A 15,423-nucleotide genomic window follows, 5' to 3' on the forward strand; every position below is an offset into this window, starting at 1 on the left:
AGCGCGTGACGTCCCCCGCTGGTGCCAGCGAGGGACGTCGGCGGTGGCGCGGCGTGCTCAGTCGGCGGTTGGCTCGGCCGCCGTGCCGGTGTCGGTTTGCTTGGCCGCGGTGCCGGTGTCGGAGCCACCGCCGCCGCGGCGCCGCCGACGGCGTCGTGGCTTCGGCGCCGCACCGGCCGACGAGTCGGCGGTGGCCGCTTCGCTGGTCTCGGTGGCCGGCACTGCCGGCTCGCCCGGGGTGACCACCTCGCCGTCCCGGCGGCGGCGCCGCCGGCGGGGGGTACGCTCCGCTGCCTCGCCCGGCTCGGTGGTGGCACCAGGGCCCGAACCGGCGTCACCGCCGCGGCCCCGGCGACGGTCTCGGCCGGTGCCCCGGCGGGGCCCGCGGCCATCGCCACGGCGGGACCGTCCGCCGAGGTCCTCCTCGGCCTCGGCGGAGAGCCCGGCCCGGGTACGCGCGCCGGTGGGCAGAGTGCCGGTGACCTCTGGGGGGATGTCCAGCTCGGCGTAGAGGTGCGGGGAGGTGTGGTAGGTCTCGGGCGGCTCCGGCATCTCCAGGCCGAGGGTCTTGTCGATGATCCGCCAACGGGGCATGTCGTCCCAGTCAACGAAGGTCACCGCGACGCCGCTCGCCCCCGCCCGGCCGGTCCGGCCGATCCGGTGGGTGTACGTGTCCTGGTCTTCCGGGCAGTCGTAGTTGATGACGTGCGTAACGCCGCTGACATCAATGCCCCGGGCGGCGACGTCGGTGGCGACCAGAGTATCGATCTTGCCGGTGCGGAAGGCCCGCAGCGCCCGCTCCCGGGCGCCCTGGCCGAGATCGCCGTGGACGGCAGCCACGGCGAAGCCGCGGAAGTCCAGATCCGCGGCGACCCGGTCGGCCGCTCGCTTGGTCCGGGTGAAGATCATGGTCAGGCCGCGCCCCTTGGCCTGGAGGATCCGTGCCACAATCTCGATCTTGTTGAGGGAGTGGGTGCGGTAGGCCAGCTGCTGGGTCTGCGGTGAAGGGCCGGTCTCGGCGGTGTGCCCGGCGTGGATCGTCATCGGTCGGCGCAGGAAGCGCCGGGACAGCGCGACGATCGGGTCCGGCATCGTGGCCGAGAAGAGCATCGTCTGCCGCTCTTCCGGCAGCATCGCCAGGATCTTCTCGACATCGTCGAGGAAGCCCAGGTCCAGCATCCGGTCGGCCTCGTCCAGGACGAGCGCGCGGACCCGGTTCAGCTGTAGCTGCTTCTGCTTGGCCAGGTCGAGCAGGCGGCCGGGGGTACCGACCAGGATCTCCACACCCGTGCGGAGTGCCTCGATCTGCGGTTCGTACGCCACCCCGCCGTAGATCGGCAGCACTCGTACACCACGGGTACTGCCCGCGGCTTTGAGGTCCTTGGCGACCTGGATGCCCAGTTCGCGGGTGGGTACGACGACCAGCGCCTGTGGTGTGCCGTCGCCGCCCTCGGCGGGCGCGAAGACCCGCTCCAGCAGCGGCACGCCGAAGCCGAGGGTCTTGCCGGTGCCGGTCGGGGCTTGACCGATCAGGTCGACGCCGCGCAGCGCGATCGGCAGCGCGTACTCCTGGATGGCGAAGGCCCGAGTGATTCCGGCGGCCTTCAGCGCGTCAACGGTCTCCTGCCGGGCGCCCAACTCGGCGAAGGTGGGCGCTTCCGGGCTTACCGGTGCGGTGGCGGCGAGTTCGGTGCCGTCCATGAGGTTGTGGGTGAGTTCGCTCATTTCGCTGTGGGGGTGCCCTCTCGTGGGTGCGCCCCGTTGAGTCCTCGAGGCGCGGACGGTGTGGCGCGGGCCACACGGTCGGGTGGCGAAATCGCCGAGCCGGACCGGGCCGCACGCGCGCCGCGGGCCGGCTGCGACCAGATCGAAACGGGAACTAATCGATCGTTGGACGAGATCGATTGTTGGACCAGGATCGAGATCGAACGTCGGTCGGTGCCCACGGCAACTGTTCTATTCTACCTGAACCTCCCCGGCGCTGGTTAGATTCCGGCAGGTGGGGCCGGGAAAGGCTTGGGAAAGGCCGGGGAGAGCCGACGCCGAGCAGCAGGTGGTCGGCGGGGTGGCCACGACTACGGAGGAGCCACGCTGGGCGAGGCGGCGCCGGTCGTCCGCCGGCTCTCGGGGCGGACCGGGGCCATTCCAGGGCTGGCTCGCCGCTATCCGGCGCCCGGCGTACGAAGCGTGGCGTCGCGTGCGGCCTGCCGGACACACGCACGCCACGGCAAGCGCCTCGGCACCTGCCGTGGCAGGGTTCGGGTCAGCGGACGGTGAACCCGACCGCCCGGGAGGACGCCTCGGCGATCTCGACGTAGGCGACCTTGTCGACCGGGACGATGACCCGTCGCCCCTTCTCGTCGGTTAGGGAGAGGGTGCCGCCGTCGCCGGCGATGGCGTCGGTCACGATCCGCTCGATCTCGGCCGGCGACTGTGCGCTCTCCAGAACCAGCTCGCGCGGCGCGTACTGCACGCCAATCTTGACCTCCACTGTGCCTCCTCCACTGGGCGAGAATGCCGCCTTGCGAAGGCTATCCGATCACGGGGGCGGCGGTCAGGCTGACTCACCTTGCAGTGGAAAGCTCGCGATGCCTCGCCAGGAGAGCGCGGCGACCAGCGCCTCCGCCTCCGCCTTCGCCACCTGTCGCCCGCTGGCCAGCCAGAACTGTGCCGCCGTCTCGGCCGCCCCGACCAGGCCGGATGCGAGCAACTCGGCGTGGGCCCGGCTCACACCGGTATCCGAGATAATCGTGTCAGTGATCGCCGCGATGCAGCCCTGCTCGACCCGTTCGACCCGCTGGCGTACCGCGGGGTCGTTGCGCAGGTCGGACTCGAAGACCAGGCGGAACGCCTCACTCTCGTGGTCGACGAAGTCGAAGTACGCGCGGACCGAGGCGCTGACCCGCTCCTTGTTGTCGAGGGTCCCGCGCATCGCTTCCTGCACCTTGGCCACGAGCGTGTCGCAGTGGGTGTCAAGGAGCGCCAGGTAGAGCTCCATCTTGCCGGGGAAGTGTTGGTAAAGCACCGGCTTGGAGACCCCTGCGCGTTCGGCGATGTCATCCATCGCGGCCGCGTGGTAGCCCTGTGCGACGAACACCTCCTGCGCCGCGGCGAGCAGTTGTCTGCGGCGGGCGGAACGGGGCAGGCGGGTGGGCCGGCCGGCGGTCTGGGTGCCGTTCCCCACAGCGGTCATGGGAGCCTCCGAGTTCTTCATACGAGCTGGCATATCACCCGAACCGGTCAAGGGTTACCGCCTGTCCCGGAATTGGCCCGCCGCCGTAACTTATCGCCACTGTCACCACACGGTAGCCTCAGCGGGGGCGACCAAGGAGCGCGCGGTGAGTGATGCAGAGCAACCCGGTGCCGCCACCCCGGGAGAGCACGGTGACGAGGCCGGTTCACAGCCGGTGCACCCCCGTTCCGACAGTCCGTGGGTTCCCCCCACCGGAGGCTGGGCGCCGGAGTCGACCACACCCTGGCGTCGGTCTGACTCGTCCGCTGGTTGGGTCGACTCCTCTCCGCGTCATGGCGACCTGCCAGCTCCGCTGCCCGGCGCGGCCGAGACCGGTTCTCGGCCCCACCGCACCGGATACCGGACCAATGGTCACCGATATCCACACCCCGAGCCGGAGGCGCCGACCAGCCGGCCCGGCCCGGTGAGTGCGCCGCCGGGTCGTTCCGGCGCGCCAGCCCAGGAAGCGGGTGGCGGCCGGCCGTCGGCGCCCGTGCCCGCCGCTGAGCAGCCGCCCACGCTGGCCGGAGGCCGGTCATCCGAGGCGGGCCGGGACGATCGGCCAGATCCGCCCGCCGAGTTCGGCCCTCGGCCGATGGTCGACCAGCCCGCACCGCCACCGGAGGGCTGGTCCGGCCCGAGCTGGGGAGCTGAGTGGGCGCCGCCGCAGCCCGACGCCGAGCCGCCGTCGCCCGACCGCTGGGCTCGGGCGGAATCGGATGGATGGGACGAACTGGAGCCGCCGGGGCGTCGGGCTCGGGCGGAATCGGATGGATGGGACGAACTGGAGCCGCCGGGGCGTCGGGCTCGGGCGGAATCGGATGGCTGGGACGAAGCGGAGCCGACCGGCCGGCGGTTCCAGGGCGGGACTCCCCGGGAAGCAGCGGGGGAGCAGCGGGAGTCCTCCGGGCGCCGGCTCCGTCCGGACCCGGTCCCGGACCCGGACGCGACCGATGCGGGCCAGGGTCGCCAGCCGAGCATTCCGCGTCCAGCCTGGGCGGCCGAGCCGCAGCGGGCCTACGAGCCGGTCCGGACCGAGCCGGGTCATCGCTCCGGCATCGGGCCGAAGCATCAGTCCAGCACCGAGTCGGCACACCAGCCAACGGACGCCCCCGCGCCTCGAATCGCGGAGCAGCCGGCCGGGCCGGCGCCGTTGCCCGACGTCGACCGACAGCCGGAGTCCGCGTCCGCGATGTTGCCGCAGCGTGTCCCGGCTGAACCGGATGTGCCGGTGGTGTCGGAGCTGACAGCTACCGAGGCGCCCACCCAGACCCCGGAACTCGCCCGGATCGCCACCCACCTCCGCCAAGCCGACGAGCCCGCTGGGCCGCGCGAACGTCCAGAGGTCTTCGACGTGGACGTCATTCTCGGTGCGGTCCGTGGGGTGGCGGGTGTCCGCGACGCGGCGTTGCGCCGGACCAAGTCCGGCGCACACAGCTTGCGGTTGGACCTCGCCGACGGTGCCGACCCGGCCGAGGTGAGTCGGCACGTCGCCCGGCTCCTCCAGGAACGGATGGGCCTCGCCGCCGCCCCGCAGACTATGTCCGAGGGGCCCGCCGACGTGGTGTCGTCCGTCCACCGGCAGCCGGACGGGCCGGCCCACGACCGGCCAGCGGCCCGGGCTGGCCTGCCGTCGCGGAACGAGCGCCGGGATGCGGCCCGGTCGGAGCCGCGTCGCCGATGGCACTCCGACGGACCGCATCGGGTCCGGCCCGCCGCCGTGGACCCGCCGGCCACCCCGGTCAGCGGGGCCGCCGATGGCCCGGCGAGAGCCGAGACGTCGTACGGCGGGGGGCAGGTCGGCGCGACGGAACTGACCCCGTCCCGCCCGCTTGACACCGGTGGCCAGCCCGGACCTCGGGTGGTGCTCGACCATGTGCAGGTGAGCACCTTCGGGCTCGACGCGACCGTCGAGGTCCGCCTGCTCGCCGCCGGGGCACCCGCGGCCGGCTCTGCGACCGGGCCGGCGGTGGATGGCTACCTGCTCCGGCTCAGCGCGGCGGCGGCCGCCACCGCGGTGGATCAGCTGCTGCGTGCGGCGGGGTCGCCGCCGGACCGGGGACGCTGCTTCGTCGAGCACGCCACGTTGGTGCCACTGGGCAGCTGCGAGGTGGCGACGGTCGTGGTGTTGCTGGTCTGCGACGGCTGGGTCGAGCAGCTCGCCGGCTCCGCGCTGGTCGCCGGCGACCCCCACCAGGCGGTCGTACGGGCCACCCTGGCCGCGGTGAATCGTCGCCTCGAGGCGTTGCTCGCCGACACCGGGAACGCCGGGTAGCGCACCCGCTCCGGCGGCCGGTCCCCGGGTTGGCGGGTTATTCCCGTTCCCGCAGTTCGGGCGACGTGTCCCCGCTCATGGCCGTTGCCGGCCCGGCGAGCGACAATGGCGCGGTTCGCCACCGCCGATCCTCGGGGAGTTCACCGTGTCGCTGCCCCCGCTCGTCGAGCCTGCCGCCGAGCTGACCGTTGACGAGATCCGTCGCTACTCGCGCCACCTGATCATCCCGGACATCGGGGTCGAGGGGCAGAAGCGGTTGAAAAACGCGCGGGTGCTCTGTGTGGGCGCCGGTGGTCTCGGTTCTCCGGCGCTGATGTATCTCGCCGCTGCCGGCGTGGGCACGCTCGGCATCGTCGACTTCGACACCGTTGACGAGTCCAACCTCCAACGTCAGATCATCCACGGCGTCTCCGATGTCGGCCGGGCCAAGGCCGAGTCCGCCTCCGCCAGCATCCGTGAGATCAACCCACTGGTCGAGGTGAAGATCCACAACACCGCGTTGGACCGGGACAACGTTCGGGAAATCTTCGCCCAGTACGACCTGATTGTGGACGGCACCGACAACTTCGCCACCCGGTACCTGGTCAACGACGCGGCGGTGCTGCTCGGCAAGCCGTACGTGTGGGGGTCCATCTACCGGTTCGACGGGCAGGCGTCGGTGTTCTGGGCCGAGCACGGCCCCTGCTACCGCTGCCTCTACCCGGAGCCGCCCCCGCCCGGCATGGTGCCCTCCTGCGCGGAGGGCGGGGTGCTCGGCGTGCTCTGCGCGTCGATCGGCTCGATTCAGGTGAACGAGGCGATCAAGCTCCTCGCCGGTGTCGGTGAGCCGCTGGTCGGCCGACTCATGGTGTACGACGCTCTGGAGATGAGCTACCGCAAGATCAAGGTGCGGAAGGACCCGAACTGCGCGCTCTGTGGCGAGAATCCCACGGTCACTGACCTACTGGCCGACTACGAGGACTTCTGCGGTGCGGTGTCGGCCGAGGCCCAGGAGGCCGCGGCGGACGCGACGATCACCGCAGGCGAGCTGAAGGCGTGGCAGGACGCCGGCAAGGAGCTCTTCCTGGTTGACGTGCGGGAGCCGGCCGAGTTCGAGATCGTCCGGATCCCGGGCGCCACCCTGATCCCCAAGGGGGAGATCATCTCCGGGCAGGCGCTGGTCAAGCTCCCGCAGGACCGGCAGATCGTGCTGCACTGCAAGTCCGGCGTCCGGTCCGCGGAGGCGCTCGCCGCGCTGAAATCCGCTGGATTCCGGGACGCGGTGCACCTCCAGGGAGGTGTCCTCTCCTGGATCAAGCAGGTCGATCCATCGCTGCCCGCGTACTGATCGGGCCGGCGGGTGGCCGATTCCCTGGAGCCGTAACGCATCTGCCCAGGTAGCGTGACCGCCGTGGTGGATATCGAGGCCGCGATCGGTTACGTGGTGGCGCGGGGAGACGTGGTGGAGCGTGCCCGGCTTGCCCGAATACGCACCGGCGCGGCGCCGGCCGAGGAGGTGCTCGCCGTCGCCGAGGCCGGGCAGCTGCCGGCCGGCGGCTGGCCGGCATACGTCGAGGGGGAGACCGCCTCCGTTGACGCGACCTGTTTCCGCCTCGGCGAGCTCGACGATCTCGGTGCCCTCGGCCGGTCGGCGGCCCGACGGGCGCTGGACTGGCTCGCCGCGCGCCAGCTACCGGAGGGGGGCTGGGAAGAGGACGCCGCGCTGGCCGACACCGCCCCCGAATGGGCCCGACCGGGGGACCCGGAGGCGGGTTTCTACCTGACGGCGAGCGCGGCGTTCTGGCTCAGCGTCGCCGGCCTGGACGCTCGGGCGGCCGGGCCGTTGGACGCCCGGGTCGGCGGGGCGTACGCGGGCGTCGTGCACGGCGCCGCGCTCTCCCTCGCGGCCCGGCTGAACCCGGACGGGAGCTGGCCGTCGTTCCTCGCCGCCGGGTGGCTGAGCGCGGCGGTGCTGTTCCGGCAGGAGATGTACCAGGAGTCCGCCCGGATCCAGGTGGCGCTCGCCGAGCGGATCGGCGACATGGCCCCGACCAACGTCGCCTGGCTGGCCGCGACGCTGCGCCGGGTCGGCGTGGACCCGCAGGACTGGGTCCTGGTGCGCGCCCGCCGCCGGCTCGCCGAGACCCAGCGCAGCGATGGGGGCTGGGAGAGTGCGGACGGGCACCAGTTCGACGTCCACGCGACGCTGACCGCGATCCGCGCCTGCCGTTGACCGGTCAGCTCGGGCGTGGTCCCGGGGGCGGTCAGCGCAGCTGACCGTCGCCGGTGACCACGTACTTCGTGCTGGTCAGCTCCGGCAACCCCATCGGCCCGCGAGCGTGCAGCTTCTGGGTGGAGATGCCGATCTCGGCACCGAAGCCGAACTCCCCGCCGTCGGTGAACCGGGTCGAGGCGTTCACCATCACCGCCGCCGCGTCAACCCGGGCCACGAACTCGCGGGCGGCCGACTGGGAGTCGGTCACGATCGCCTCGGTGTGGCCGGTCCCGTACCGCTGGATGTGGGCGACTGCCGCGTCCAGCGACTCGACGACGGCGACGGAGATCTCCGCCGCCAGGTACTCGGTGGCGTAGTCCTCGTCGGTGGCCGGCAGCACGGCGGTGGAGTGCCGGGCGACCTGCGGGCAGCCGTGTACGGTCACCCCGGCCGCGGCGAAAGCGGCCAGCGCCGGGGGGAGAAAGGCGTCCGCGACCGCGGCGTGCACCAGCAGCGACTCGGCCGTGTTGCAGGTGGAGAGGCGCTGCGTCTTCGAGTTCAGGGTGATCGCTACGGCCTTTGCCACGTCCGCGGCAGCATCAACGTAGACGTGGCAGTTGCCCACCCCGGTCTCGATCACCGGGACGGTTGACTCCTCGACAACCGCGCGGATCAGCGCCGCACCGCCGCGCGGGATCAGGACGTCAACCAGGCCCCGGGCGCGCATCAGCTCCTTCACCGAGTCGCGGGTCGTGGCGTCGAGGAGCTGCACCGAGTCCGCTGGCAGGCCGGTGCCGGCGACCGCGTCCCGCAGCACCGAGACCAGCGCGGCGTTCGACCGGGCCGCGGAGGAGGAGCCCCGCAGCAGCACCGCGTTGCCGGATTTCAGGCAGATGCCGGCCGCGTCAACGGTAACGTTCGGCCGCGCCTCGTAGACGATCCCCACCACCCCGAACGGCACCCGAAGCTGCCGCAACTGCAGGCCATTGGGGAGGGTAGAGCCCCGGACCACCTCGCCGACCGGGTCGGGGAGCGCGGCCATCTGGCGGAGCGCGTCGGCGATGCCGGCCACCCGCGCCGGGTCGAGGGCGAGCCGGTCCAAGCTGGCCGCGCTCAGCCCAGCGGCCTCTCCGGCGGTGAGGTCCGCGCTGTTGGCGGCCAGGATCTCGGCGGTCCGCGCCACCAACGCGTCAGCCATCGCATGCAGCGCGGCATCCTTGCCGGCCCGCGTGGCGACAGCCAACTCGGCCGCCGCCGTCCGGGCTCGTCGTGCCTGCTCGACCACGCTCATCTGCACTCCTCGGGATCTGGGGACGGACTCGTGCCGGGCCGCCGCCCGGCCTTACAACAGCACCAGGTCGTCGCAGTGGACGACCTCCCGTTCGTAGCCGGGGCCGAGGGCCGTGGCGAGCTCAGCGGTGGAGCGTCCGAGCAGACCGGGCAACTCCACCGCGTCGTAGTTGACCAGCCCGCGGGCCACCGGCACCCCATCGACGTCAACCAGGTCAACCGGATCGCCGGCGGTGAAGGCGCCCCGCACCGCGGTGATCCCCGCGGGGAGCAGCGACTTGCGTCGGCTGACGACGGCCGCGACCGCGCCCGGGTCCAGCTGCAGCCGGCCGCGCGGTGTGGTGGCGTGCGCCAGCCAGAACAGCCGGGCGGCCGGGCGGCTCTCACTGGGGTGGAAGAGCGTGCCGACCGGCTTGCCGTCCAGCGCCGCGGCCGCCTGGTCGGCGGAGGTCAGGACTACCGGGATGCCGAAGCCGGTGGCGATCCGAGCTGCCTCCACCTTGGTCACCATGCCCCCGGTGCCGACCCCGGCCCGGCCGGCACCGCCGATCGCCACCCCGGACAGGTCCCGTTCGTCCTGGACCTCGGCGATCCGGGTCGATCCGGGGCGGGCCGGATCCCCGGTCCAGAGCGCGTCCACATCCGAGAGCAGCAGGAGCAGATCGGCGTCGACCAGGGCAGCCACCAGGGCGGCGAGCCGATCGTTGTCGCCGAACCGGATCTCCTCGGTAGCGACCGTGTCGTTCTCGTTGACGATCGGCACCGCGCCCAGGTCGAGGAGCTTGCGCAGGGTCCGGTACGCGTTGCGGTAGTGCGCCCGCCGGGTCAGGTCGTCCACGGTGAGCAGGACTTGACCGACGGTGCGCCGGTGCCGGGCGAAGGCAGCGGCGTACCGCCGGATCAGCAGCCCCTGGCCGACGCTGGCGGCGGCCTGCTGGGTGGCCAGGTCCCGGGGGCGTCGGGCCAGCCCCAGTGGAGTCAGCCCCGCGGCGATCGCGCCGGAGGAGACCAGCACGACCTCCCGGCCCTGGGTGGCGAGCGCGCCGAGAGTGTCCACGAGCGCGTCCACCCGCCCGTCATCCAGGCCGCCGGCGGCCGTGGTCAACGAGGAAGAACCGATCTTGACGACCACCCGCCGAGCCGCCGTCACCCTGTCGCGCACCCGCCCATTCTGCGATGTCGGTCGGTCAATGCCCGTCCCGGTTCCCATATCGTGGCGCGTCGTGGAACCCGAGGAGTACGTCGAGGCGGTGCTGGAACTGGTCGAGCGCATCCCGCCCGGCCGGGCGATGTCGTACGGGGCGGTGGCCGACGCCCTCGCCGAACGATCGGGGCGGGCGTCCCCCCGGCTGGTCGGTTCGATCCTGGCCCGCCACGGTGGGGGTGTGCCCTGGCATCGGGTGGTGAACTCGGCCGGCCGGCTGCCGCCCGGGCATGAGCTCTCGGCCCGGGCCCGGCTGCTCGCCGAGGGGACACCGCTGCGCGGCGACCGGGTTGACCTGCGCGCGGCGGGCTGGTCGCCGGAGTAGGGGATGTGACCGCCGCCATACTTGTGAGTAATATTCGGCGCCATGGACGCGCCGCCGGTTGGAACCGGTCCACCTGCTGCTGGCTCCACCGCCCGCCCGGCGCCAGCCGGCAACCCCGCCGGCCTCCCCGGAGGCGAGGCGCTGCCCCGCCGGGTGCACCTGGGCTACGCCACCGGGTCGCTGGCCACCGGGGCCTTCGGCACCGTGCCCGGGCTGCTGCTCCTGCCCTACCTGACCGACACGCTGGGCGTGACGGCGGGAATCGCCGCCCTGCTCGTACTGCTGCCGAAGGCGTGGGACGTGCTGGTCAACCCGGTCGCCGGCCGGATCTCCGACCGCACCCGCTCCCGGTGGGGAGCCCGCCGCCCGTACCTCCTCGGCGCCGGGATCGCGCTCGCCGTCTGCTTCGCCGCGATCTTCGCAGCGCCGTTCGGCGCCGGGGCGGCGGCCGGGGGCTACGTGGCGTTGGCCTTCCTGGCCACCGCGACCGCGTTCGCCTTCTTCCAGGTTCCGTACGTGGCGATGCCGGCCGAGCTGACCACCGGCTACACCGAGCGCACCCGGTTGATGACCTGGCGGATCGCGGTGCTGGCGCTGGCCATCCTGGTCTCCGGCGCGGTGGCCCCACTGGTGCGGGACGCGGGCGGCGGCGGTATCACCGGGCACCGCTGGATGGGGCTCTTCGTCGCCGCCCTGATCCTGCTGGGCGCGGTCGGGGCGTTCGTCGGCACCCGGTCCGCGCCGGTCGGCATCGTGCACGAGAGCGAGCCGTCGCTGCGGGTCCAACTCCGGACCGCCGTCCGCAACCGGCCGTTCCGGGTGCTCCTGGCCTGCTTCGTGATCCAGTCCGCCGGGGTGGCGACGATCCTGGCCGGGGTGAACTACTTCGCCACCCAGATCCTGCGTAACCCGGAGAGCGGGCCCACCGTCCTGTTCGCCTGCTTCGTCGGGCCGGCGCTGTTGGTCATGCCGCTGTGGAGCCGGGTCGGGCAGCGGTTCGGCAAGCGCACCGGTCTGGTCACCGCCGCGCTCCTCTTCGCCGCCGGCGCGCTGGCCCTGGTCGGAGCCGAGGTGCTCCCCGCCGTCGGCATCTACCTGCTGGTCGCGCTGGTCGGCGTCGGGTACGCCGGCCAGCAGGTCTTCGCCCTCGCCATGTTGCCCGACTGCATCGCCTACGACGAGGCCCGTACCGGCCGGCGCCAGGCGGGCGTCTTCACCGGGGTGTGGACCGCCGGCGAGACCTTCGGGTTGGCGCTGGGGCCGGGCATCTTCGGTCTGGTGCTCCAGCTCTCCGGCTACCTCTCGTCGGATACCGGGGCCGCCGCCACCCAGCCGGACTCCGCGCGGCTCGGCATCCTCCTCGGCTTCACCGTCCTCCCCGCCATCCTGGTCGGTGCCGCCACCCTGCTGCTGCGCCCCTACTCCCTCACCCCCGCTGATCTCGACGCCGTCGCGGAGGAGCTACCTTCTCGCGAATCCGGACCTTCGGCGGCGACCACGGTCGCCGACCCCCACGGAAAGGGCACCACTGAATGATCGACGAAGCGGGGCTGCCCGCCCACGGACTGCCGGCGGAGCGCGTTCTGGCCGGCATCCGGGCACTGCGCAGCGGCGACCGGCCCACCCACGGCGGGCGGCTGTTCGCGTACGTCTACGACCCGGCGGTTCCCGGGCTGGATGAGCTGACCGCGGCCGCGCACGCGGAGAGCGCCCACGTCAACGGGCTCGACCCGACCGCCTTCCCGTCCCTGCTCGCGATGGAGAACGCTCTGGTCGGTGCCGCCGCCCAGCTACTCGGGGGCGGGCCCGGCACCGCCGCGCCGGACGTGGTGGGCTCGGTCACCGGCGGGGGCACCGAATCGCTGATCCTGGCGGTGAAGGCGGCCCGGGACGCCCACCCCGAGATCACCGAACCGCGGATCGTGATGCCGGTGACCGCCCACGCCGCGTTCGCCAAAGCCGGCCACTACCTGCGGGTGGCCGTGGACATGGTGCCGGTGTCGGCGGAGACCCTGCGCCCCGACCCGGCCGCCATCGCCGCCGCGATCCGCCCCGAAACCGTACTGGTCGTCGCCTCCGCCCCGGGATACGCGCACGGGGTCGTTGACCCGGTCACCGAGATCGCGGCGGTCGCCGCCGACGCCGGGGTGCGCTGCCACGTGGACGCCTGTTTCGGTGGCTGGGCCCTGCCCTGGCTCCGTCGCCTCGGCGAACCGGTGCCGGCGTTCGACTTCGCCGTACCCGGGGTCACCTCGATCTCGGTGGACCTGCACAAGTACGCGTACACCCCGAAGGGCGTGTCGATCCTGCTGCACCGGGACCCGGAGCTGCGCAAGCCGCAGTACTTCGTGCACGCCGACTGGCCCGGCTACACGATGATCAACCCGGTGATCGCCTCCACCCGCTCCGGCGGGCCGATCGCCGCCGCCTACGCGACCCTGCGTCACCTGGGCGAGGACGGCTACCTGCGGCTGGCGGCGGCGACCCGGGACGCGGTGCGGGAGCTGGCCGACGTCGTCCGGGCCGCGGACGGGCTGCGGCTCGTGGCCGAGCCCGAGTCGACCGTGATCTGCTTCACCGCGACCGATCCGGAGCTGGACCTGCTCGTGCTCGTGGACGAGCTGGCCGCGCGGGGTTGGCACACCCAACCGCAGCTCGCCCACGCCGGTCTGCCGCGCACCGTGCACCTGACGGTGACCGCGTCGGTGGCGCCGGCGGTGGCGAAGTTCGGCGTTGACCTAGCCGACGCCATCGCGGCGACCCGGGCGGCCGGTCCGGTCACGCTCCCCGCGGAACTGCTCGCCCTCGCCCGCTCACTGACCCCGGAAGGGCTGACCTCGGACCTGGTCGCCGGCCTGGCCGGCGGGCTCGGTCTCGGCCTGGGCGAGACGGCGGACGCCGGGTCGGCCGAGCCGGTGCCGGATCGGATGGCCATGGTGAACACCCTGCTCGAGGCGGTTCCGGCGGCGCTGCAGGAGCGCCTGCTCATGGAGTTCGTCGGCCTGCTGCAACGACCCACCTGGTCTCACGACTGACGGCGGGGACGTTCCCGAGCGGCGCAGCCGGCTTGCTGCCGACGCAACCGGGTCGACGCCGGCCCGGTTGCGTCGGGCGCCGCCATGCTCGACGCCGGCCCGGTTGCGCCGGGCGCCGCCGCGGGCGCTGTGGTTGACTGTCGTACCGGGAACGGACGAGGGAGGCTGCGAGGTGCAGGTGCCGGCTGTGCTGGGCGAGCCGATCCGATTCGTGTTGAACTGGGGCCGGCGCTACTCGCTCTGGGTCTTCAACTTCGGCCTCGCCTGCTGCGCCATCGAGTTCATCGCCACCAGCATGAGTCGGCACGACTTCATGCGCCTCGGGGTGATCCCGTTCGCGCACGGCCCCCGGCAGGCCGATCTCATGGTGGTGTCGGGCACGGTCACCGACAAGATGGCCCCCGCCATCAAGCGGCTCTACGACCAGATGCCGGAGCCGAAGTACGTGATCTCCTTCGGCGCCTGCTCGAACTGCGGCGGGCCGTACTGGGACTCGTACTCGGTGACCAAGGGCGTTGACCAGCTCATCCCGGTCGACGTGTACGTCCCGGGCTGCCCGCCCCGGCCGGAGGCGCTGCTGCACGGCATCCTGCGGCTGCAAGAGAAGATCGCCGCCGAGGAGGCGGGTGTCGGCGGGGTTCCCCGCCCGGACGCCTTGGCCGCGCCGGCCGACGCCCCCGCCCCCCGCTCCACCGAGTCGCTGACCGCCCCGCCGGTCCGCCCGCCCGACCCGTCCTGACCCCGCCCCGACCCCGTCCTGGCCCCGCCCCGAGCCGCCCCGAGCCGCCCCGAGCCGGTTCCCTGCCGGGGCGGCCCCAGCTCAGGCGGTGAGGTCCAGGACCACCTTGATTTTCCCTTCGCTGACCTCGTACGCGGCCCTGAAGTCGGACATTGGTATCCGGTGGGTGATCAGGGAGTCCAGCCACGAGCGGTCGGCCTGGGCCAGCGCCGCCGCGGCCTGCTTCCAGTGCCGGCGGTTGGCGTTGACCGACCCGATGACCACGGTGTTCTCCAACACGAGCGTCCGGTTCAGCGCGCCGGCGTCGAAGTCGATGGTCCGCCCACCGCTGGACACGCCGGTCAGGCAGACGATGCCGGTCGGGCCGACCTTGCACATCGAGTCCAGCACCACCGTCGGGTTGCCGGTGCACTCCACCAGCACATCCGGCTGGAGGTCCACCTCGTTGACCGACCCGGCGTGGTAGTTGGCACCGATCGCCCGGGCCAGGTCCGGCTTCGGCCCCGTCGTGTTTCGATCCAGTACGTGCACGGTCAGTCCACGTTGGGTGGCGAACAGCGCGGCGAGCAGGCCGATCGGCCCGGCTCCGGTGACCAGAACGTTCCGCGGGTCCCACCGGGCGCGGTGGCCGACCCGCTCGATCTGCTCCCACGCCTTGGCGACCACGCTGGCTGGTTCCAGCAGCACCCCCACCTGGGTGAGGGCGGCATCGAGCGGCACGGCGAAACGTGGCTGCACCCGCCACCGGTCCCGCGCGAAGCCGGGCAGCCCCTTGATGCCGTGCTCGGTGTACAGCCCATTGCGGCACATGTCCCACTCGTCCACGGCGCAGTTCCGGCAGGGCACCGGGTCGGGATGCCGTACGACCGCGGCCACCAAGTCCCCGCGGCGCAGGGTGCCGGTCGGGTCCGCCAGCACCCGGCCCAGCGACTCGTGCCCGATAACCAGCCGCTCCTGGTCGGGGGGCGCCTCGCCGTACTTGCCGGCGATGATCTCCTGATCGGTGCCGCAGATCCCCACCGCCAGCGCCTCGACCAGGATCGCGCCCTCCGCGGCGGCCGGCTCGGGCCACTCCTCAACCAGGCGGAGCGAGCCGGGGACCTGGGGAGAGACCGTCACCGCGCGCATG

General features: G+C 72.8%; 13 protein-coding genes. 7 read left to right on the top strand and 6 right to left on the bottom strand.

All coding sequences use genetic code 11. The annotated features are described in order from the left end of the window. Positions 1 to 57: 57 nt before the first annotated feature. The 3 genes from SALPAC2_RS0118800 to SALPAC2_RS0118810 all read right to left on the bottom strand — a co-directional run bounded on the left by SALPAC2_RS0118800 (position 58) and on the right by SALPAC2_RS0118810 (position 3,214). Positions 58 to 1,725: a DEAD/DEAH box helicase gene (locus SALPAC2_RS0118800; protein WP_018218185.1), complete on the bottom strand. Its 1,668-nt coding sequence runs from the start codon at positions 1,723 to 1,725 to the stop codon at positions 58 to 60. 538 nt (positions 1,726 to 2,263) lie between these two features. After that, on the bottom strand, positions 2,264 to 2,491 hold the full coding sequence (locus SALPAC2_RS0118805; RefSeq protein WP_018218186.1) for a DUF3107 domain-containing protein: 228 nt from the start codon (positions 2,489 to 2,491) through the stop codon (positions 2,264 to 2,266). Between the two features lie 63 nt (positions 2,492 to 2,554). Continuing rightward, positions 2,555 to 3,214 carry a TetR/AcrR family transcriptional regulator gene (locus tag SALPAC2_RS0118810; protein WP_018819709.1) on the bottom strand — a complete coding sequence of 220 codons (660 nt, stop codon included), beginning with the start codon at positions 3,212 to 3,214 and terminating at the stop codon, positions 2,555 to 2,557. Between the two features lie 511 nt (positions 3,215 to 3,725). Here SALPAC2_RS0118810 and SALPAC2_RS0118815 point away from each other — a divergent pair. The 3 genes from SALPAC2_RS0118815 to SALPAC2_RS0118825 all read left to right on the top strand — a co-directional run bounded on the left by SALPAC2_RS0118815 (position 3,726) and on the right by SALPAC2_RS0118825 (position 7,719). Further along, positions 3,726 to 5,507 carry a hypothetical protein gene (locus SALPAC2_RS0118815; protein WP_020493366.1) on the top strand — a complete coding sequence of 594 codons (1,782 nt, stop codon included), beginning with the start codon at positions 3,726 to 3,728 and terminating at the stop codon, positions 5,505 to 5,507. A gap of 145 nt (positions 5,508 to 5,652) precedes the next feature. After that, positions 5,653 to 6,834, top strand: a complete 1,182-nt coding sequence (gene moeZ, locus SALPAC2_RS0118820; protein ID WP_018218188.1) for an adenylyltransferase/sulfurtransferase MoeZ — start codon at positions 5,653 to 5,655, stop codon at positions 6,832 to 6,834. Between the two features lie 39 nt (positions 6,835 to 6,873). After that, positions 6,874 to 7,719 (top strand): prenyltransferase/squalene oxidase repeat-containing protein, encoded by an 846-nt coding sequence (locus tag SALPAC2_RS0118825; RefSeq protein ID WP_317889014.1) that lies wholly within the window; start codon positions 6,874 to 6,876, stop codon positions 7,717 to 7,719. Between the two features lie 31 nt (positions 7,720 to 7,750). Here SALPAC2_RS0118825 and SALPAC2_RS0118830 read toward each other — a convergent pair whose 3' ends face one another. Further along, a complete protein-coding gene (locus tag SALPAC2_RS0118830; RefSeq protein ID WP_018218190.1) occupies positions 7,751 to 8,992 on the bottom strand; it encodes a glutamate-5-semialdehyde dehydrogenase in 1,242 nt (413 codons plus the stop codon). A 51-nt stretch (positions 8,993 to 9,043) separates the two neighbouring features. Next, complete coding sequence (gene proB, locus SALPAC2_RS0118835; RefSeq protein ID WP_050563129.1) at positions 9,044 to 10,201, bottom strand: glutamate 5-kinase; 1,158 nt, start codon at positions 10,199 to 10,201, stop codon at positions 9,044 to 9,046. 13 nt (positions 10,202 to 10,214) lie between these two features. Here proB and SALPAC2_RS0118840 point away from each other — a divergent pair, with 13 nt between their 5' ends. From SALPAC2_RS0118840 to SALPAC2_RS0118855, 4 genes are all read left to right on the top strand, one after another. Then, entirely contained in the window at positions 10,215 to 10,520 is a 306-nt protein-coding gene (locus tag SALPAC2_RS0118840) for an MGMT family protein (RefSeq protein ID WP_018218192.1), read from the top strand. Positions 10,521 to 10,562: 42 nt separating this feature from the next. Then, complete coding sequence (locus SALPAC2_RS0118845) at positions 10,563 to 12,056, top strand: MFS transporter (RefSeq protein ID WP_026184891.1); 1,494 nt, start codon at positions 10,563 to 10,565, stop codon at positions 12,054 to 12,056. Then, on the top strand, positions 12,053 to 13,555 hold the full coding sequence (locus SALPAC2_RS0118850; protein WP_018218194.1) for a pyridoxal phosphate-dependent decarboxylase family protein: 1,503 nt from the start codon (positions 12,053 to 12,055) through the stop codon (positions 13,553 to 13,555). The genes SALPAC2_RS0118845 and SALPAC2_RS0118850 overlap by 4 nt, the downstream gene beginning before the upstream one ends. A gap of 172 nt (positions 13,556 to 13,727) precedes the next feature. Continuing rightward, positions 13,728 to 14,294 (top strand): NADH-quinone oxidoreductase subunit B, encoded by a 567-nt coding sequence (locus SALPAC2_RS0118855; RefSeq protein ID WP_018218195.1) that lies wholly within the window; start codon positions 13,728 to 13,730, stop codon positions 14,292 to 14,294. 81 nt (positions 14,295 to 14,375) lie between these two features. Here the strand turns inward: SALPAC2_RS0118855 and SALPAC2_RS0118860 are convergent, their stop codons facing one another. Next, the gene (locus SALPAC2_RS0118860) at positions 14,376 to 15,422 is read right to left on the bottom strand and encodes a glucose 1-dehydrogenase (protein ID WP_018218196.1); all 1,047 of its coding nucleotides are present in this window, start codon (positions 15,420 to 15,422) and stop codon (positions 14,376 to 14,378) included. Position 15,423 lies beyond the last annotated feature (1 nt).

Source organism: Salinispora vitiensis, assembly GCF_000378825.1.
Lineage (GTDB): Bacteria > Actinomycetota > Actinomycetes > Mycobacteriales > Micromonosporaceae > Micromonospora > Micromonospora vitiensis.